A 19092-nucleotide genomic window follows, 5' to 3' on the forward strand; every position below is an offset into this window, starting at 1 on the left:
ACCCAGCTCCGACTAGGGCCCGCTGAAGAAGCGGACCCAAGTCTGCGCAACCCTCTCCCCCTTGCAGGGGGCGAGGGAAGAAAAGGGTGAGGGTGATCTAGGTCAGTGCCGTGAAGGCGCCGGTCCCGCCCCACGCTGCGGAGCGGCCGAGCTGCCCTGCGGTCCTTCCTGCATGTGCCGCGCGCCGCGGGGCATCAGGAAGCGGACCTGGCGGTTGGGGAAATCGATATCGACGCGGCGGAAGCTGCGCAGCGCGTCCATGCCGAGCAGCAGTGCCGGGCGGCGGCTGAGACCGAAGCGCTTGAACGGCACGACCTCGGCAAAGGCGACCGGCAGCGTATCGAAGACGACGTCGCCGATGCGGACCTTGGGCACCAGGGTATAGTCCGCGGTGGTCCTGCCGCCGGTGACGCTGGTCAGCTCGACCGTCTGCATCGGGCCCTTGGTCCGCTGGCCGACGAGGCGGCGCAGCGCTGTATTGCCCATGCTCACCGCCGAGCCGGTGTCGAGCACGACCTGGATCCGGGTGCCGCCGAAAAAGGCATCGGTGACGATCAGCTGGCCGAACTTGCTCTTGGCGGTGACGACGATCTCGTCGCTCGATTCGGGCGTGGCCTTGCGGCGCGGCTCGGAGGGGCGGACGGTCATCACGCCGGTCTCGAAATCGATCGAAACCTGGTGCTTGCTGAGCGTATCGATCCCGAGCAGCCCGGCGGCGCCGAGATTGCGCGCGTCGAGCGAGGGCGCGATGATCGTGTGGCGGATGCCGATCGACTCGATCGAGAGCTCGGGCACGATCACCGTATCGACCATCGAATTCTCGGTCATCGAGGTCATGCTGATCGGCGCGCCGGGGGCGAGCTGGAGCTGGCCGGCCAGCTGGCTCGACACGACGGTGCGCTCGGCGCCGGTATCGATGATGAAATTATAGGGGCCCTTGTTGCCCACCGCGACCTGGACGGTCAGCCGCGAATCGGCGTCCCTCAGATTGAGCATCGTGCCGTCGACCGCGGCATTGACCGCGTCGGGATCCTGATGGGGTGAGGAGGGTCCGTTTGCGACCGCACCAAGCGGCAGCAGGAGGAACATGAGCGGGCGTGCGAGACCGAACATAAGTGTAACAATATACCCTTCCGTGCTGCGCAGCAATGGACGGGAAATATTTGGTTGGGGCGGGATGCGTCGGTGTAATCCTCCCCCGCCAGGGGGAGGTGGCGCCGAAGGCGTCGGAGGGGGAGGACACGAAACAGACGTGACCGCCGCCCTCCCCCTCCGTCGCGCTGCGCGCGCCACCTCCCCCTGGCGGGGGAGGATTGGGGCTAATCCAGCCGCATCGCCTCCGCGGCGATCGCCTCGGCTTCCATCAGCAGCGTGTCCTCGGCCATGCCCTGGGGCAGGCTCTCGCGGCCGATCATGATGAGGACGGGGACGGCGAGCGGGGTGACGCGGGGGAGGTCGATGTGCAGCATCGCGTCCGCGGCGGTGTCGAGCAGGTGCGCGAGGCGGCCGACATCGGTCATGCGCGCGCGGGCATCGGCCCAGGCGGCGCGCAGCAGCAGATGGTCGGGCTCGTATTTGCGCAGCACGTCGTAGATCAGGTCGGTCGAAAACGTCACCTGGCGCCCGGTCTTCTTCTTGCCCGGATGCTGGCGCTCGACCAGCCCGCCGATGATCGCGACCTCGCGAAAGGCGCGCTTGAGCAAGGCCGAGCCCTGGACCCAATCGACGAACTCATGCTCGAGGATGTCGGGCGAAAAGAGCGCGGCGGGATCGGCGATGCGTTCGAGGCCGTAGACGGCGAGGGCATAATCGTTGGCGACGAAGCCGAGCGGCTTGAGGCCCAGCGCCTCCATGCGGCGCGTGATCAGCATGCCGAGCGACTGGTGCGCGTTCCAGCCCTCGAAGCTGTAGGCGACCATATGGTGGCGCCCCTCGTGCGGGAAGGTCTCGACGAGGAGCTGGTCGGGCCTGGGGAGGGCGGAGCGCTGTTGCTGCACCTCGAGCCATTCGCGGACATCGTCGGGGAAGCGCGGCCATTCGCGGCGATCATGGAGGAAGGCGCGGACACGGGTCGCGAGGTTGGCGGTAATGGCGAGGCGGGCGCCCATATAGGACGGGATGCGCGCCTGCTTGGCGGTGGCGCGGACGATCAGATCGGTCGTGTCGATCCGCTCCACTTCGAGCGCGGTGCCGGCGAAGAAGAAGGTGTCGCCCGGCGAGAGCGAGGCGGCGAAAGCTTCCTCGACCTTGCCGAGGCGGCGTCCGTTCTTGAAGCGCACCTCGAGCATCGGGGCTTCGACGATGATACCGGCGTTGAGGCGATGCTGCGCAACAAAGCTGGGATGGCTGACGCGCCACAGGCCGTCCTTGCCCTTGGTCAGGCGTTTGAACTTGTCGTACGCGCGCAGGGCATAGCCGCCGTCGGCGATGAAATCGAGGACGCGCCCGAACGCCTCATCGGTGAGCGCCGAATAGGGGAGGGCCGAGCGGATCTCGTGCAGCATTTCCTTGGGCTCGAAGGGCGCGGCGCAGGCGCAGGCCATGATGTGCTGGGCGAGCACGTCGAGCGCGCCGGGGCGGAAGATGTCGGTATCGAGCTGTCCTTCCTCGACCGCGTCGAGCGCAGCGCGGGCCTCGAGATATTCGAAGCGGTTGCCGGGGACGAGGATCGCCTCGCTCGCCTCGTCGAGCCGATGGTTGGCGCGGCCGATGCGCTGGAGCAGGCGTGAGCTGCCCTTGGGCGCGCCCATCTGGATCACGCAATCGACATCGCCCCAATCGACTCCGAGATCGAGGCTGGCGGTGGCGACGAGCGCGCGCAGCTTGCCGTCGGCCATCGCGGCCTCGGCCTTGCGGCGGGCCTCGAGGCTGAGACTGCCGTGATGGACGCCGATGGGGAGCTTGAGCTCGTTGACCTTCCAGAGTTGCTGGAAGACCAGTTCGGCAAGGCCTCTGGTGTTGCAGAAGACGATGGTGGTGCGGTGGGTCTCGATCTCCGCCATCACCTGTTTGATCGCATAGATGCCCGAGTGTCCTGACCAGGGGACGCGATCCTCGGGGAGCAGGATCGCGATATTGGGATCGGCGCCCTTCTCGCCCTCGACCAGCGTCACCGCGCCGATATCGCCGTGCGGGGCGAGCCAGGCGCGGTAGCCGTCCGGGTCGGCGACGGTGGCCGAGAGTGCGACGCGGCGGAAGCCGGGGGCGAGCGCCTGGAGCCGGGCGAGGGCGAGCGAAAGCAGGTCGCCGCGCTTGCCCGTGGCGAAGGCGTGAACCTCGTCGATCACCACGGTCTTGAGGTCGGCGAAGAGGGTCAGGCTGTCCTCATAGGAGAGGAGCAGGCTGAGCGACTCGGGGGTGGTGAGCAGGATTTCGGGCGGGCGGGCGCGCTGACGGGCCTTGCGGTCGCTGGGCGTGTCGCCGGTGCGGGTCTCGACGCGGATGGGCAGGCCCATCTCCGCGATCGGGGTGAGCAGGTTGCGCTGGACATCGACCGCGAGCGCCTTGAGCGGGGAGATGTAGAGCGTGTGGAGCCGGTCGGTGGGGTGCTCGATCAGCTCGGCGAGGGTGGGCAGGAAGCCTGCGAGCGTCTTGCCCGCCCCGGTGGGAGCGACGAGCAGCGCATGGTTCCCCGCGCGCGCGGCGGCGAGCATCTCGATCTGGTGGCGGCGCGGCGACCAGCCGCGGGCGGCGAACCAGTCGGTCAAAGGCTGGGGGAGCTGGGAACCGCCGGGCATCCGGACCATATAGGCAGGATGGCGACACTCGGCGACTGGATCGATCCGCGGCCCGAAGGCATCTATATCCCCGCGGCCGACGCGTGGGTGGACCCGTCGCGCCCCGTTCCGCGCGCGCTGGTGACGCATGGGCATGCCGATCATGCGCGCGGCGGGCATGGCGCGGTCTGGGCGACGCCGGGGACGCTGGCGATCATGGACGCGCGCTATGGCGAGCAGGCCGCGCATCCGGCCGGCTATGGCGAGACGGTGATGCTGGGCGAGGTCCGCGCGCGGTTCGTGCCGGCGGGGCATGTGCTCGGATCGGCGCAGATCGTGCTGGAGCATCGCGGCGAGCGGATCGTGGTTTCGGGCGACTATAAACGCCGCGAGGATCCGACCTGCGCGCCGTTCGAAGTCACGCCGTGCGACATCTTCATCACCGAGGCGACGTTCGGCCTGCCGGTATTCCGCCATCCCGAGACGCATGACGAGATCGACAAATTGCTGAGCAGCCTGCGCGCCAATCCAGACCGCTGCGTGCTGGTCGGCGCCTATGCGCTCGGCAAGGCGCAGCGGGTGATCGCGGAGCTGCGCGCGATGGGTTTCGACGATCCGATCTACATCCATGGCGCGCTCCAGCGGCTCTGCGATCTCTATGTCGAGCAGGGCGTCGATCTGGGCGAGCTGCGGCCCGCGACCGGGGTGGCGAAGGCCGAGCTGGCGGGGCGGATCATCCTGTGTCCGCCCGGCGCGCTCAACGACCGCTGGTCGCGGCGGCTGCCCGATCCGATCACCGCTATGGCGTCGGGGTGGATGCGCGTCCGGCAGCGCGCGCGGCAGCGCAATGTCGAGCTGCCGCTGATCCTTTCGGATCATGCCGATTGGGACGAGCTGACCCGCACCATCCTGGAAATCGCGCCGAAACAGGTCTGGGTCACCCATGGCCGCGAGGATGCGCTGGTGCATTGGTGCCGCCAGCGCCAGATCAAGGCGCGCGCGCTCGAACTCGCCGGCTACGAAGACGAAGACGACTGAAGTTATTTGCTCGCCTCACGGCGAGGTTGCGGCACCGGCCCGCTCCCCCACCCGGCCTCCCTTACTATAGTAGCCTATGGGAGGCCAGGTGGGGGAGCGGGCCGGTGCCGCCCACAAATGCAGGACCAGTTCTCAATTGCCTGACAGCGTTGGCGCGCCTAATCTCGCCCGCAAATTGGAGGCCTACCGATGAAGCTCATGCTCAAGCTTGCCGCGATCGTCTGCGCGGGGATGCTCGCCACCGGAACCGCCTATGCCCAGGCCGGGCCGCCTTCGGGTGGCGGCGCCCCGGCGGGGCCGGGCTATACGGCCGAAAACTATACGGTGCGCAACGGCGGTGACGAGGCGCAGCGCGATGCCGAGGCGGCGCGCACCAAGGCGATCGAGGAGCAACGCGCCAAGGAGCGTCCGGGCGCCGCGCGTACCGCACGCAGCGGCCCGGCGAGCCCCGACGATATCGTCGCCGGCGCCGAGGTGCGCGATCCCAAGGGCCAGGTGGTCGGCAAGGTCGAATCGGTCAGCATGGCCGCGGCGGTGGTCGTCACCGAAGTCGGCAAGGTCGAGGTGCCGCTCGAAGCGTTCGGGAAGAACAGCAAGGGGCTGCTGATCTCGATGAGCAAGAATGATTTCCTCGACGCCGTCGCCGAGGCGAACAAGCCGAAATAGCGGTTGATTCGTTGCCGGTGCCGCCCTCGCCGTGAGGCGATCAAATTACGCGGCTTCGGCTTCCTCGGCGGGACCGAACAGCCAACTCTCGGCCGACCAGAAATCCTCGAAGATGCGCGCCTGGCGATTGGCGAGTGCGCGGACGACCTGGGTGCGCGCAAGCGTCGGGCTGACGACGAAGGCGAGGCGCCGCGAGCGATAGGCGGGGTCGGCGAGCAGCTCGCGGAACGCATCGACGATTTCCTGCGACTGGATCTTCATGTCGCGGATGTCGTTGATCGTCAGATGCTCGTTGCGGCCGCAGGTCAGTTCGCGGTGCGCGATCCGGCGCACCTCGTAGAATCCCTCGATATCCTCGAGGGTGAAGAACCCTCCCATCCGAATCCGGACGAGATTGCGCTGAGGCTCCACTTCGATCGAATATTCCGCGCTCATGGGGCGATTCGTAGCTGAAACGGCCCTACCAATTTCTAAAAATGCTGCGCGGAAAAATCGCGTCAGCCCACACCCTCGAGCGCCTTTTGCCGGCGGCGCTGGACCGAGCTGCCGATTCCCATCGCCTCGCGATATTTGGCGACGGTGCGCCGCGCGATGTCGAAGCCCTTGGCGTTGAGCATCTCGACGAGCGTATCGTCGGAGAGGATCGCCTTGGGGCTCTCCGTGGCGATCAGTGTCTTGATCGCGTCCTTGACCGCATTGGCCGAGACCGCGTCGCCGCCGTCGGAGGACTGGATCGCGCTGGTGAAGAAATATTTGAGCTCGAACAGGCCGCGCGCGCAGCTGAGATATTTGTTGCTGGTCACGCGGCTGACGGTCGATTCGTGCATCTCGATCGCCTCGGCGACCTGGCGGAGCGTCATCGGCTTCAGCTGCGCGACGCCGTGGAGGAAGAAGGCCTCCTGCTGCTTCACGATCTCCGACGCCACCTTGATGATGGTGCGCTGGCGCTGGTCGAGCGCTTTCACGAGCCAGTTTGCGCTGGCGAGCATGTCCGACAGCCAAGCCTTCGAGGCCTTGTCCTGCGGGCCGGTGCTGATCTCGGCATAATAGGCCCGGTTGACGAGCAGGCGGGGGAGGGTGGCGGCGTTGATCTCGACCGCCCAGCCGGCGCCGCGCTTCGCCACGAAGATGTCGGGCGTCACCGACTGGGTCGCCTCGCCGCCGAAGCGCAGCCCGGGCTTGGGGTCGTATGCGCGCAGCTCGCGGATCATGTCGGCCATGTCCTCGTCGTCGACGTCGCAGATGCGCTTGAGCCGCTGGATCTCGCCGCGCGCGAGCAGATCGAGATTGTCGATCAGCCGCGCCATGCACGGATCGTAGCGGTCGGCCTCCTTGGCCTGCAGCGCGAGGCATTCGGCGAGGCTGCGCGCGCCGACGCCGGTGGGGTCGAAGGTCTGGATCGTCGCGAGCACGCCCTCGACGCGGGCGAGGGGGACATTGAGGCGGTTGGCGATGTCGAGCAAAGCGGCGGTCAGGTACCCCGTCTCGTCGATCTGATCGATCAGGTGCGCGGCGACGAACAGATCGGCGCCGTCGATGCTCGCGCCCGCCTGCGCCATCAGATGATCGGCGAGGCTGAGATCGGGGTTGGCGAAGCTGTCGAAATCGAGGCCGTCGTCGCTCAGCCCGCCGCCGCCCGTACCGCCCATGCCGAGGCTGCCGTCGAGGCCGCCGATCGAATCCGACGCGCTGTCATGATGAAAGGTCTCGGCGGTGAAATCGACGTCGAGCGCGGCCTCGCCATTGGCCTCGCCGCCGCCCGCGAGCAGTTCGCTGGCGTCGGCGGGGCCGTCGCGCGGTTCGAGCGGTTCGGGCAGGTCGCGGTCGGGCGTGTCGTCGCCATCGCCGCCGCCCGCGTCGAGCAGCGGGTTCTTCTCGATCTCCTCGGCGATGAAGGTCTCGATCTCGAGGTTCGAGAGCGCCAGCAGCTTGATCGCCTGCTGGAGCTGCGGCGTCATCACCAGCGACTGTGATTGCCTGAGATCGAGGCGGGGGGCGAGGCTCATGGCCGCCTTCCCCATCCGTCATCCCGGCGAAAGCCGGGACCCAGAGTCACGGGCGATTCGCTTGGGGCCCTGGGTTCCGGCTTTCGCCGGGATGACGAGGAAGGGAGGGCCGCGTTCATGCCTTAAAGCGAGAAACTCTCGCCGAGGTAGAGCCGGCGGACATTCTCGTCCTTGACCAGATCGTCGGGCGAGCCCGCGAAGAGGACGCGGCCGTCATAGATGATGTAGCCGCGATCGACGATGTCGAGCGTCTCGCGGACATTGTGATCGGTGATGAGCACGCCGATGCCGCGTTTCTTGAGCTCGCAGATCAGGTCGCGAATGTCGCTGATCGAGAGCGGGTCGATGCCCGCAAAGGGCTCGTCGAGCAGCATGATCGTGGGATCGGCCGCGAGCGCGCGGGCGATTTCGGCGCGGCGGCGCTCGCCGCCCGAGAGCGCCATGGCGGGCGAGTCGCGCAGCCGGGTGAGGCCGAATTCGTCGAGCAACTTGTCGAGCCGGGCCATGCGCGCGGCCTTGTCCGGCTCGGCGAGCTCGAGCACCGCGAGGATGTTCTTTTCGACCGTGAGGCCGCGGAAGATCGAGGTTTCCTGGGGGAGGTAGCCGAGGCCCAGGATCGCGCGCCGGTACATGGGGAGCGCGGTGATATCCTCGCCGTCGAGCATGATGCGGCCCGAATCGGGCTTCACCAGGCCCATCACCGAATAGAAGCTGGTGGTCTTGCCCGCGCCGTTGGGGCCGAGCAGGCCCACGACCTCGCCGCGCGCGACCGACATCGAGACGTCGGTGAGCACGACGCGCTTGTCGTACGACTTGGCGATCGAGACGACCGCGAGCCCCTTGTCGGGGATCGGCGCGGGGTCCGCGACCGGATGTTCGAGGATGTCGGCGTCGCTCATGCTGCCCCTGATGGCCCTCAGTTGGTTACCGGATTCCTACTCGAATCCGATTTGGCAGGATTCCTGCATGGAAATGGTGGCCAAGGGAAGGCCCGACAAGCCGGAGCGTTGAAGAATCGAGGTGTTTCTCTTCACCGTTCGTCCTGAATAGCCGTCGAGTAGCCCGAAGGGCGTATCGAGACGGCGTATCGAAGGACGGTTGGGAGCGCCGCGTTCCGCCGCGAGCGATGCTTCGATACGAGCCCTCGATACGCCGGGTTGCGGCTACTCGGTCTCTACTCAGCACGAACGGGTGGGGCCGCTTATTGCTTGGGCGTGGCCGCCGGAGCAGGGGTGGTCGCGCGCTGGGGCACCGAGAAGCGCCCGGTGACGCGGCCGCCCTGGGTGGTGGTGCCCGGGGCACCCCCGCTGACGCCCGAACCGTCGATCGTCGCGCGGCCGGTGTCGAGGTTGATCGTCAGGCGCGAACCCTGGATGACATTGGGCCCCTGGCGCAGCGTGACGCCGCCGAGCAGGGTCACGATGCGGGTGTTGAGATCATAGACCGCATATTGCGACGAGGCGCTCTGATCGGGGCGGACGATCGTCACCCCGCCCGAGGCGTCGATGCGGTTGACCTGCGGATTGGTGATCTCGCCGGTATAGGTGAGCGTCATCCGCGCCGAATTGAGCGTCATCTCGGCCTGGGTGATCTTGACCGCGCCGGTCAGCAGCACGCGGTTCGCACGCTCCTGGATCTCGATATGCTCGGCGCCGAAATCGATCGGCGCGCTCGAATCATGACTCTGCTGCGCCGATGCGGGAACCGAGGCGGAGATCGCCAGGGTGAGGCCGAGCGGCAAAAGGGCGAGGGCGCGGAGCATCAGCGCCTATTCGCCCGCTTGGGCCAGATGCGCAAGCGGGCATTGCCGTCGAGGCTGACGATGCGCTTCTCCAGATCGGCGTGCATCCGGTTTCCGCTGAAGACCCCCATGGGCGTGCGGCCCGAGACCGCGCCGGCGCTCTGCATCTGGCGCGTCTTGAGATCGACGGTCGCGTCATGGGTGTCGAGCGTATAGCCGTCCGAGGTCTGGAAGCGAATCGGCCCGTCGACCGAGACGCGCTGGGTGTCGAGTTCGTAGCGCCCGGTATCGGCGCGGAGCGTCGCCGGCCCCTCGGGCAGGCCGATCTCCGCGGAGAGATCATTGAGGCGGACGATCGGCTCGGACGAACTCTTCTGCACCGCCGATCCCGCCTTGAGGCTGAAGGGCTGGCCCTTGGCATCCTCGCCGCGATACTCGGCCGATCGGATGAACAGACGCTCGCTCGCGACATCGACCTGGTTCTTGTCGAGCACGAAGCTGACATCGCCGCCGGTGAAGAGCGGCGCAAGCACCAGCCAGGCGGAGAGGATGCCGATCCCCACGGGGAGGATATAGAGCGCCCAGCGGACCACCCGGTCGTGGCTGCTGCCCGGATGCGCCCAGGCCCGTCTTTGGGACTGAAGGCGATCCGCGATTTCAGACATGCGCGAAGATATCCACCTCGGGCCAGCCTGCCAGATCAAGCTCGGCGCGCCAAGGGAGGAAATCGAAGCACGCCTGCGCGATCGCGGTGCGGCCTTCGCGGGCGAGGCGCTTGTCGAGTTCGGTTCGCATGGCGTGGAGGTAACGCACGTCGGAGGCTGCGTATTCACGCTGGGCGTCGGAAAGTTCGGGACCGCCCCAGTCCGACGATTGCTGCGCCTTGGAAAGCTCCTGCCCGAGCAGCTCGCGGACCAGGTCCTTGAGGCCGTGGCGGTCGGTATAGGTGCGCACCATGCGGCTCGCGATCTTGGTGCAATAGACCGGCGCCGCGGTGACGCCAAGATAATGCTTGATCGCGGCGAGATCGAAGCGCGCGAAATGATAGAGCTTCACCCGGGCGGGATCGGCGAGGATCGCGCGCAGATTGGGCGCGGCATAGTCGCTGTCCGGGCCGAAGCGGACGAGATGCTCGTCGCCCGACCCGTCGGAGAGCTGGACCACGCAGAGGCGGTCGCGCGGGGTGATCAGCCCCATCGTCTCGGTATCGACGGCGATGTCCGTGGCCGGAGCGAATACGCCGGCGGGCAGGTCTTCTTCGTGGAAGTAAACGGTCATGGCCTGCGCCTAGTCCTGTTCAGCGTCGGGCTCAATGGCCGTCGCCGGCCGCCGCCTTCTTCTCCTTGGCCCTGCGCGACCAGATGTTGAGGCATTCGACCGCGGCGGAGAAGCCCATCGCGGTGTAGATATAGCCCTTGGGAATATGCGCGCCGAAGCCTTCGGCGATCAGCACCATGCCGATCATCAGCAGGAAGCCCAATGCGAGCATCACCACCGTGGGGTTGTTGTTGATGAAGTTCGCCAGCGGATCGGAGGCAAGCAGCATCACGCCGACAGCGACGATCACCGCGACATACATGATCTGCACATGCTCGGTCATTCCGACCGCGGTGAGGATCGAATCGATCGAGAAGACGATGTCGAGCAGCAGGATCTGGACGATCGCCGAGGCGAAGGTGAGCTGGACGACCTTCTTCTTGTCGAGCAGCGCATCGGTATCCTCGGCGTGCGAATCGACACTATGGTGGATTTCGGTGGTCGCCTTCCACATCAGGAAGATGCCGCCCGCGATCAGGATCAGGTCGCGCCAGGAGAAGGCGGTCTCGAAGCTGGGCTCGCCGTGCGAGAGCGGGCCGGCGATGCCGAGATCGAACACCGGATGCACCAGCCCGACGATCCAGGCAATCATGGTGAGCAGGGCGAGCCGCATGATCAGCGCCAGGCCGATGCCCAGCCGCCGCGCCTTTTGCCGCGTTTCGGCGGGCAATTTGTTCGACAGGATCGAGATGAAGATGAGGTTGTCGATGCCGAGCACCACCTCCATCACGATCAGCGTGAGCAGGGCGGCCCAGGCGGCGGGGCTGGCGATCAGGGCGAGAATGGCGTCCATGAAGCGCCTCTGCCGCGAGCCTGTTGTTTGGGTCAAGCTGAAGCTTGACAGCGGCACCAGCCCGCTCCCCCACCCGGCCTCCCACAGGCTACTAAAGTAAGGGGGGCCGGGTGGGGGAGCGGGCTGGTGCCGCAATTCTGCGAAAGCAGAATCACATAGGCGCCGTAATCAAGACGAATTTCGTTCGCGCCCTGTCCAGTTTTGGGCTATGCCCCGATTCTAGTGGCGCGCTTTTCTGTGCCCGAGAACCTGCGCTTTTCGCTCGGCGCGCTGGTTTTATTGGATTTCAGGGCGAACCGGGAAGACGAACAGGGCATGAGTTTCGATAGAGGGCGCCGTGGGGATCGCGGCGGGCGCGGCAGAGACAAGCGCGACGGTTTTGGTGGCGACGAAGGCGGTTTCGGCGGCAGCACCTATGGCGGTGGCGGTGATCGCTTCGGCGGTGGCGGCGGCTTTGGCGGCGGCGATCGCTTCGGCGGCGGCGGCGGCGGCGGTGGTGGCGGCTATCGCGGCGGTGGCGGCGGCTTCGGCGGCGGCGGTGGCGGCGGTTTCCGCGGCGGCGGCGGCGGCGGTGGCGGCGGAATGCCCCCGCAGGTTGTTGGCGAAGCCACGGGCGTCGTCAAATTCTTCAACGCGCAAAAGGGCTTCGGCTTCGTCGTCCGCGATGACGGCGGCGAGGATGTGTTCGTTCACATCTCCGCGGTCGAGCAGGCGGGCCTCACCGGCCTCGCGGAAGGCCAGCCGATGGGCTTCACGCTCGTCGATCGCGGCGGCCGGATCTCGGCAACCGAGCTCAAGATCGAGGGCGAGCCGCTTCCGGTCGAGGACCGTGGCCCGCCGCGCGATCGCGACGCGGGTCCGCGTGGAGGCGGCGCCGGTGGCCCGCAGCGCCAGCTGACCGGCGAGAAGGCGACTGGCACGGTCAAGTTCTTCAACGCGATGAAGGGCTTCGGCTTCATTCAGCGCGATGACGGCCAGCCCGACGCATTCGTCCATATCAGCGCCGTCGAGCGCGCCGGAATGCCGACGCTCAACGAAGGCGACCGGCTCGAGTTCGAACTCGAGGTGGACCGTCGCGGCAAGTACGCCGCAGTGAACCTGACGCCGGGCAGCTGATCTTTCGGCTGACACGCCAAGTGAAGGGGCCGGGGGGAAACCTCCGGCCCTTTTCGATTCGGGGCTATTCCCCGGTTCGAGGGAATGGGATCACGCCGTCGTGCTTCAATCGCGCGCAAAGCGCGTCTGCATAGCGGTGCGCGAATCCTTCGCGCTCGGTTTTCGGACGGGCGAAGTATCTTTGGACGAGCGTGACATAGTCGTCGCCGCGCGCGAGGGGCGCTTTCACCTTTTGCAACCAATCGAACCAATGCCCGATCTCGTGCGGCAGGGTTCGATAGAGCAGCGTAACACGCGCCGAATCGAGATTCGGCGTAACGATATGGCGACTGCCCGCCCGCTCGACGCGGTGGCCGTCGGTCCGGAGCCTTTCCAGCTCCTCCGCATCCGCCGGATCGAGCGCGGCGGACCATTTGATCGGTGCGTCGACTTGCATGGCTTCGAGGAAGATCGCCGGCCCGCTGGCGATGATCCGGCCGCGGAATTGCAGATCGGTGAAATACCACAGGCGGCCCCATGCCGGGTTCAGAATCCGGGTCTTTCGGGTGGATTGGCGGAGCACGAAGGTGTTCAGCCCGGCCCAGTCGGATCGCGGAATATGCGACAGAAGATGCTCGATATCGGCGATCGTGCAGGCGTGCACGCAGCCGCCGCTCGTCTTCTCGACGATGAAGGCCACTTGCTTGCCCTGGATATCGCGCGTCTCGATCCTGTGAGTGCCCAGTGGCTCGGCGCCCGAGATTGCCGTGCCTGGAATGGACATGCGGTTGTTCTGGCTGTGCCCCTGCTTCGCCGTGCCGATATTGCGATTGCGGCGGGCCGGATTGAATGGGGCAGGCATCCGGCGACGATGCCCGGCGCCACTGTCGACCGCAACCGTGCTAGCGCGTCAGGATCAGCACTGCCCCCGCGAAAATGCCGAGCACGCTCGCGGCGCGCAGCCGCGTCACGCGCTCGTGCAGGAAGATCGCCGAGATCAGCAGCGCGGTGATCATGCCCGTCTCGCGCAGCGCCGCGAGCGGGGCGGTGGGGCCAAGCGCGAAGGCCTGGAGCGCGAGGCCATAGGTCAGGATCGACAGCGCCCCCGCGACCACGCCCGGACGCCATTGCCCGCGCGCGGCGGCGAAGATCGCGCCCTTCGACAGCAAGCCGAAGCACGTCACCACGCACACGCCCATCACCACGAACAGCCAGGCGATATAGCTTGCAGGTTCGGGCGCGGCGCGGACGCCCTGCGCGTCGATCACCGTATAGGCCGAGATGCTGACCGCCGTGGCGAGCGACCAGCCCAGGCCGCCCCAGCCGATATGCTTGCCCGCAACCATCGCCAGCACCGCGCCGCCGATCAGCGCGATCCCCGCGAGTTCGCGCGCGCTGGCGGGCTCGGCAAAGACCCCGATCGCGAGCGCGGCGGTGAGCAGGGGCGCGGTGCCGCGTAGCACCGGATAGGCGGCGGAAAGGTCGCTCGCCTGTAGAGCCCGGACGAGGGCGTAGAGATAGAAGCAATGGAGCAGCGCGCTCGCGGCCAGCCAGCCCCAGGCGCCTTGCGGCAGCGGCAGGAAGAAGAGGGTGGGGAGCAGGATGACCGCGCTCGACCCGTCGATCACGCTGCGCCCGGCGAGCTTGTCCTTCCCGCCCTTGAGGATCGCGTTGACCACGGCGTGGATCGAGCCCGAGAGGATCATCATCGCCGGGGCGAGCCATTCGGCGGTCATGGGTCAGCCCGGGCGGCGATGGTGGAGATCGACGGCGATGACCCGTGCGAGGGCGCCGACCGCGGCACCCGCCAGGCTGCAGGTGATGAAGATCGAAAGGATGCCGATGCCCAGCGAATAATCGCCCGATTCGGGCCCAAAACCGCCGAGGAAAACCGGCACGAGGATCAGCAGGCTCGCCAGCAGCGCGGCGAGCACCCCGCCGAGCACCCCGCCGAGCAGCCCGGTCGCGGCCCAGTCGCGGTGGCGCAGCCGCGGATCGCGCAGCCGCTTGAGCGCGAGCGGCATGCCGAAGGCCAGTGCGATCGCGACCGACCCGCCGATGCTCGCAGCCATCACGAGCAACGGATCATGTTTCGCCTGATCGAAGGCGCCGAGTTCCTTGAGCACGAGCATTGCCGCGAACGATTCCACCAGCGCCGCAAAGCTGATTCCCGCCGCGATCTTGTTCGACGATAGCCGCCGAAATTCTTCTTCCATGGCGTTGCTCCCCCCGCGGCGATCCTAGGTCGGCTGCGCCACGCCGGGCAAGGGCCGCGGTGTCAGCGCAGGCGGCGGTAGCGATACAGGGTGATCGCCCGGATCGGCAGCGCGGCGATCGCGCCCATCATGCCGAACAGGCCGATTCCGAAGATCCACCGGCCGACCAGATCGGGCGGGAAACCGACGATCATCACCAGGTCCCAGACCATGAGGACGATCATGGCCAATCCGACGATCAGGCCGGTAAGGAAGCCGGTGAAGCCCCATTCGACCGGGCTCGCTTCAGGATCGCGCAGCCACAGCGCGGCGAGGGGGATTCCGGCGAGCAGGGCACCGGCGGCGAGTGCGCCCATGAATTCGGCGCGAAACAGGATCTGCCGCGCGCCATGGACGCTGTCGCCGACGCCCCAGCTGCCGATCAGCGAGACGAAGAAGATGAGGGCGGCGGCGGGGACCGTCACCAGCGCCATCGTCTCGGCGATCAGCTGCAGCGGGACCCGATCGGCTTCGTCATCCATCCCGGCAGCCTAGGCCCGGCCGATGGCCGATCAAGTGGAGAGATTGTGCAGGGTAGCGATCGTGTCCGCCTCGCTCGCAGGCTTGTCGGTGCGGACGCGGGCGATGCGGGGGAAGCGCATCGCGAGGCCCGATTTGTGGCGCTTCGACAGGTGGACCGAATCGAACGCGACTTCGAGGACGAGGCTCTTCTCGACCTCGCGCACCGGGCCGAAACGCGCGATCGTGTGGTTGCGGACGAACCGGTCGAGCCATTTCAGCTCTTCGTCGGTGAAACCGAAATAGGCCTTGCCGACGGGGAGGAGCTCTGCCCCAAGAGCGGGGTCGCCGGTCCAGGCGCCGAAGGTGTAGTCGGAATAGAAGCTGCTGCGTTTGCCCGAGCCGCGCTGGGCATACATCAGCACGCAATCGGCGGTGAGCGGATCGCGCTTCCATTTGTACCACAGGCCCGCGCGGCGGCCCGCGACATAGGGCGAATCGCGGCGCTTGAGCATCACGCCTTCGATCGCGGCATCGCGGGCGCCGGCGCGGATTTCCTCGAGCGCGGCAAAGGTTTCGGCGTCGATGAGAGCGGAGAGATCGAAGCGGCCGGGGTCGAGGCGGGGGACGACGCCTTCGAGCCTTATGCGGCGTTCTTCCCAGGTCAGCGCGCGCAGGTCTTCGAGGCCGTCGAACAATATGTCATAGAGCCGGACGAAGGCGGGATAGTCGGCGAGGGTCTTCGCGCTGACGACCTTGCGGCCCAGCCGCTGCTGGAGCGCGTTGAAGCTGCCCGCGGCACCGCCCTGGGCTTCGCCGCGGACGAGCAACTCGCCGTCGAGCACGCCGGGCTCGCTGAAGGCCGCCGCGACCTCGGGAAAGCTGTGGGTGATGTCGTCGCCCGCGCGGCTGTAGAGCCGCGTCTCCCCCGCGACATGGACGAGCTGGACGCGGATCCCGTCCCATTTCCACTCCGCGGCATAGTCGGCGAGATCGACCGACTCGGCCTCGAGCGGATGCGCGAGCATGAAGGGGCGGAAGACGGGGATATTTTCCGCGGTCGGCTGCGCGCCTCTGCCTTCGGCCCAGTCGAAAAGGGGCGCATAGGGCGGCAGGAGGCCGTGCCAAACCTCCTCGACCGCATCGACATCGAGCCCGAAGGCCTGCGCCAGCGCGGTCTTGGCGAGGCGCGCGGAGACGCCGACGCGCAACGCCCCGGTCGCGAGCTTGAGCAGGGCGAAGCGCTCGTCCGCGTCGAGCCGGTCGAGCATCGACGCGAGCACCGCGGGGGCATCCGAGCGCGAGAGGCGGGAGAGGGTGTCGACGACTTCCGACAATCTCAATTCCCCTCCGAACGGTTGGGTTGGTTCTGGCCAGAGCAGGGCGATCGTCTCGGCCGAATCGCCGACGAAATCGCGGCTCATCGCGAACAGCACCGGATCGACGCGCTCCTCGACCATCGTGCGGATCAGCGCGGGCTTGACCGCGGGCAAATCGAGCCCGCCGGTCAGCGCCGCCATCGCCCAGCCGCGATCGGGATCGGGGGTGGCCTTCAGATAGTCGCCGATCAGCCGCAGCTTGGCGTTGCGCGAGCGCGTGTAGATCAGCCGGTCGAGCAGGTCGGAGAAAGCGCGCATCGCGAGAGCCAACATGGGACGAACGCCGCGGTTCCGCTAGCCGTCGAGATGCAGTGCAGCGGCGGAGGTGTTTCGGTGCAGGCGCGCGTTGCGCATGGCGTGCCCCAAAAGCGCCGGTTAGCGTCACGCCCATGTGGAAGCTGCTGCGATATCTGCTGCGCGCGATCGGCCCGCTCGTCGCGCTGGGGGTGCTGCTGCTGCTCTGGGGCCTGATAGAGGCGCGTTCGGACCCCCGGGTTCGCCGCGCCGAAATCCTGCTTGCCGATTGGCCGCCGGATGCGCCCCCGGTGCGCGTCGTGCTGCTGAGCGACATCCATGCGGGAACCCCGACGGTGACGCCCGCGCGGCTCACGCGAATCGTCGCGCAGGTGAATGCGCTTGCGCCCGACCTCATCCTGATCGCGGGCGATTTCACCCCCGCTTCCGATCCGCTCGAGGCAAGGACGGTGCGCTACGCGCTGGCGCCGCTGGCCGGGCTGCGGGCGCGGCTGGGAGTCGTCGCGGTGCCCGGCAATCACGATCACTGGACGGGAATCGGCGCGCTGAATGCGGCGCTTGCGGCGGCGGGCATCGAGGTGCTCGCCAATCGCGCGGTGGTGCGCGGGCCGCTGGTGATCGGTGGCGTCGATGACGATTATTCGCGTCACGCGGACCTTTCGGGCACGATCGCGCAGATGCGCAGGCTTCGCGGCGCGCGGCTGATCCTGACGCACTCGCCCGACATCGCGCCGGACCTGCCAACGGGGTTCGAGCTGCTGTTCGCGGGGCATACGCATTGCGGCCAGGGCGTGATCCCGGGCTATGGCGGGGTGGTTTCGGTATCGAAGTTCGGCGAGCGCTATCGCTGCGGGGTCATCCGCGAAGGCGCGCGCACGGTCGTGGTGACCGCCGGGATCGGTACGAGCGGGCCGGGCCTGCGCATCAATGCCCCACCCGATCTGTGGCTGATCACGCTGCGCGGAAAAGCTGTGCTGGTTCGATAAAACACGTCTCGTTCCCGCCCAAATTTGCCGCTAGAAGCGGCGCGGGTGGAGCGGGGACTCCACGACTGCCGGTCCGCCGGCCGATACGGAGAGAATTGACATGAAGCTGATCTACGCCGCCGCGGCCGCTGTCGCCTGCCTGGTTCCGGGCGCCGCTTTCGCACAGACCGGGCCCGCCCCCGCAAGCGCTCCGGTCGCCGCCGCGCCCGCCGTCGCCGCCAAGTTCAACCTCGACACGCCGATCGAGACGCTCGCCGCCGACGAGAAGGCCAAGGCGGTACTGACGGCCGACCTGCCCGACCTGCTGCCGCATCCGATGTACGAGCAGTTCAAGGGCATGAGCCTGCGCCAGCTCCAGCCGATGTCGCAGGGCGCGCTGAGCGACGAGCTGATGAAGAAGGTCGAGACGGATCTCGCCGCGATCAAATAAGCCGCGCAGCGCCGAGGCCGATCACCGCCCCGGCGATCAGGAACAATAGGCCTACAGTCACGCGGAATCCCCGAAAGGGGATCCGCAGCCAGCTGAGCTCGCCCAGCACCGCCGCGACGAACGCGACGGCGAACGCGCCCGCGGTGGCGCCCGCTGCGGCGAACCAGGGCTCGCCGCGCACGGCGAAGGCAAGCGTGAAGAACTGCGTCTGCGCGCCGAGCGACAGGCTGAAGGTGCCGAGGAACGCGGTCGCGAGCGAGCCGAGGCCCCAGCTTTCGAGCCGCTCGGGGGTCTTGGCCGGCAGCAGCGCGCTGAAGCCGCCGACGATCAGCGCGACCGCGAGGAACATTGCCTGCGCGTTCGGGGTGAGCGTCGGCGCGATCGCCTGCCCGCCCAGCGCCGCGAGCGCGTTGAGCGCGGCGTGCGCGAGCCCCGCCGCGAAGGCGACCGTCAGCGGACGCCCGTAACGGTCGGCAAGGATCGCGGCGAGGATCGCGGGCCGATCGCTGAGCTGGGTGAGCAACGCGGCGATGAAGGCGGGGACGAGCGCTTCCATGGGGTTCGGACTAGCCGAATCTGGTTAAAGGCGCATGAGGGGTTGAGGCGCTTGACTTTTGCGGCTCTCTGCGCCATCCGCCGCCCCTCACAGCGGTGCGCCTGCGCGCCGCTTTTTCATTTTACCAGATTCAAGGGTTTCGGGTCATGGCTAAGCCGACCACTGTCAAGATCAGGCTCGTCAGCACGGCGGACACCGGCTTCTTCTACGTCACCAAGAAGAATCCGCGGAACCAGACCGAGAAGATGTCCTTCCGCAAGTACGACCCGGTCGTGCGCAAGCATGTCGAGTTCAAGGAAGCGAAGATCAAGTGACGTCGCGCGCGTAAGCGCCACGACGTCACCCTGAACTTGTTTCAGGGCCCAATTCTCCTCCCGCGATGCCGTCGCCCTTGGCGCGG

General features: G+C 67.4%; 21 protein-coding genes. 6 read left to right on the plus strand and 15 right to left on the minus strand.

Annotated features, from left to right (window positions below; translation table 11 throughout):
* Positions 1-102 precede the first annotated feature (102 nt).
* The gene (locus tag OF829_RS07390; protein ID WP_264939339.1) at positions 103-1089 is read right to left on the minus strand and encodes an aspartyl protease family protein; all 987 of its coding nucleotides are present in this window, start codon (positions 1087-1089) and stop codon (positions 103-105) included.
* A gap of 230 nt (positions 1090-1319) precedes the next feature.
* Entirely contained in the window at positions 1320-3737 is a 2418-nt protein-coding gene (locus OF829_RS07395; RefSeq protein ID WP_264939340.1) for a ligase-associated DNA damage response DEXH box helicase, read from the minus strand.
* Between the two features lie 18 nt (positions 3738-3755).
* Here OF829_RS07395 and OF829_RS07400 point away from each other — a divergent pair, with 18 nt between their 5' ends.
* Positions 3756-4754 (plus strand): ligase-associated DNA damage response exonuclease, encoded by a 999-nt coding sequence (locus tag OF829_RS07400; protein WP_264939341.1) that lies wholly within the window; start codon positions 3756-3758, stop codon positions 4752-4754.
* Positions 4755-4943: 189 nt separating this feature from the next.
* A complete protein-coding gene (locus OF829_RS07405) occupies positions 4944-5420 on the plus strand; it encodes a hypothetical protein (protein ID WP_264939342.1) in 477 nt (158 codons plus the stop codon).
* Positions 5421-5465: 45 nt separating this feature from the next.
* Here the strand turns inward: OF829_RS07405 and OF829_RS07410 are convergent, their stop codons facing one another.
* From OF829_RS07410 to OF829_RS07440, 7 genes are all read right to left on the minus strand, one after another.
* Positions 5466-5855, minus strand: coding sequence for a hypothetical protein (locus OF829_RS07410; RefSeq protein WP_264939343.1), 390 nt, complete (start codon positions 5853-5855; stop codon positions 5466-5468).
* Between the two features lie 62 nt (positions 5856-5917).
* A complete protein-coding gene (gene rpoN / locus OF829_RS07415; protein WP_264939344.1) occupies positions 5918-7426 on the minus strand; it encodes an RNA polymerase factor sigma-54 in 1509 nt (502 codons plus the stop codon).
* Positions 7427-7548: 122 nt separating this feature from the next.
* The gene (lptB, locus tag OF829_RS07420; protein WP_264939345.1) at positions 7549-8325 is read right to left on the minus strand and encodes an LPS export ABC transporter ATP-binding protein; all 777 of its coding nucleotides are present in this window, start codon (positions 8323-8325) and stop codon (positions 7549-7551) included.
* Positions 8326-8627: 302 nt separating this feature from the next.
* A complete protein-coding gene (locus tag OF829_RS07425; RefSeq protein WP_264939346.1) occupies positions 8628-9188 on the minus strand; it encodes an LptA/OstA family protein in 561 nt (186 codons plus the stop codon).
* Positions 9188-9832, minus strand: coding sequence for an LPS export ABC transporter periplasmic protein LptC (gene lptC / locus OF829_RS07430; RefSeq protein WP_264939347.1), 645 nt, complete (start codon positions 9830-9832; stop codon positions 9188-9190). The genes OF829_RS07425 and lptC overlap by 1 nt, the downstream gene beginning before the upstream one ends.
* Positions 9825-10445 (minus strand): ribonuclease D, encoded by a 621-nt coding sequence (locus OF829_RS07435; protein WP_264939348.1) that lies wholly within the window; start codon positions 10443-10445, stop codon positions 9825-9827. Before OF829_RS07435 ends, lptC begins: the two co-directional genes overlap by 8 nt.
* Before the next feature lie 31 nt (positions 10446-10476).
* Positions 10477-11277 carry a TerC family protein gene (locus tag OF829_RS07440; protein WP_264939349.1) on the minus strand — a complete coding sequence of 267 codons (801 nt, stop codon included), beginning with the start codon at positions 11275-11277 and terminating at the stop codon, positions 10477-10479.
* Positions 11278-11592: 315 nt separating this feature from the next.
* Here OF829_RS07440 and OF829_RS20570 point away from each other — a divergent pair, with 315 nt between their 5' ends.
* A complete protein-coding gene (locus OF829_RS20570) occupies positions 11593-12393 on the plus strand; it encodes a cold-shock protein (RefSeq protein WP_319951542.1) in 801 nt (266 codons plus the stop codon).
* Between the two features lie 64 nt (positions 12394-12457).
* Here the strand turns inward: OF829_RS20570 and OF829_RS07455 are convergent, their stop codons facing one another.
* The 5 genes from OF829_RS07455 to OF829_RS07475 form a co-directional block, all read right to left on the minus strand.
* Positions 12458-13234: a hypothetical protein gene (locus OF829_RS07455; protein WP_264939350.1), complete on the minus strand. Its 777-nt coding sequence runs from the start codon at positions 13232-13234 to the stop codon at positions 12458-12460.
* Positions 13235-13274: 40 nt separating this feature from the next.
* The gene (locus OF829_RS07460) at positions 13275-14108 is read right to left on the minus strand and encodes a DMT family transporter (protein ID WP_264939351.1); all 834 of its coding nucleotides are present in this window, start codon (positions 14106-14108) and stop codon (positions 13275-13277) included.
* A 3-nt stretch (positions 14109-14111) separates the two neighbouring features.
* Entirely contained in the window at positions 14112-14588 is a 477-nt protein-coding gene (locus OF829_RS07465; RefSeq protein WP_264939352.1) for a hypothetical protein, read from the minus strand.
* 62 nt (positions 14589-14650) lie between these two features.
* Entirely contained in the window at positions 14651-15109 is a 459-nt protein-coding gene (locus tag OF829_RS07470) for a hypothetical protein (protein WP_264939353.1), read from the minus strand.
* Between the two features lie 30 nt (positions 15110-15139).
* Positions 15140-16723 (minus strand): cisplatin damage response ATP-dependent DNA ligase, encoded by a 1584-nt coding sequence (locus OF829_RS07475; protein ID WP_264939354.1) that lies wholly within the window; start codon positions 16721-16723, stop codon positions 15140-15142.
* Positions 16724-16854: 131 nt separating this feature from the next.
* Here OF829_RS07475 and OF829_RS07480 point away from each other — a divergent pair, with 131 nt between their 5' ends.
* Together OF829_RS07480 and OF829_RS07485 are read left to right on the plus strand one after the other, a co-directional pair.
* A complete protein-coding gene (locus OF829_RS07480) occupies positions 16855-17706 on the plus strand; it encodes a metallophosphoesterase (RefSeq protein ID WP_264939355.1) in 852 nt (283 codons plus the stop codon).
* Between the two features lie 100 nt (positions 17707-17806).
* Positions 17807-18136 (plus strand): hypothetical protein, encoded by a 330-nt coding sequence (locus tag OF829_RS07485; protein WP_264939356.1) that lies wholly within the window; start codon positions 17807-17809, stop codon positions 18134-18136.
* Here OF829_RS07485 and OF829_RS07490 read toward each other — a convergent pair.
* Positions 18129-18692: a TMEM165/GDT1 family protein gene (locus OF829_RS07490; RefSeq protein WP_264939357.1), complete on the minus strand. Its 564-nt coding sequence runs from the start codon at positions 18690-18692 to the stop codon at positions 18129-18131. The genes OF829_RS07485 and OF829_RS07490 overlap by 8 nt on opposite strands.
* Positions 18693-18838: 146 nt before the next feature.
* Here OF829_RS07490 and rpmG point away from each other — a divergent pair, with 146 nt between their 5' ends.
* On the plus strand, positions 18839-19006 hold the full coding sequence (gene rpmG / locus OF829_RS07495; protein ID WP_033922433.1) for a 50S ribosomal protein L33: 168 nt from the start codon (positions 18839-18841) through the stop codon (positions 19004-19006).
* Positions 19007-19092 lie beyond the last annotated feature (86 nt).

Source organism: Sphingomonas caeni (assembly GCF_026013415.1).
GTDB classification, from domain to species: Bacteria; Pseudomonadota; Alphaproteobacteria; order Sphingomonadales; family Sphingomonadaceae; genus Sphingomonas; species Sphingomonas caeni.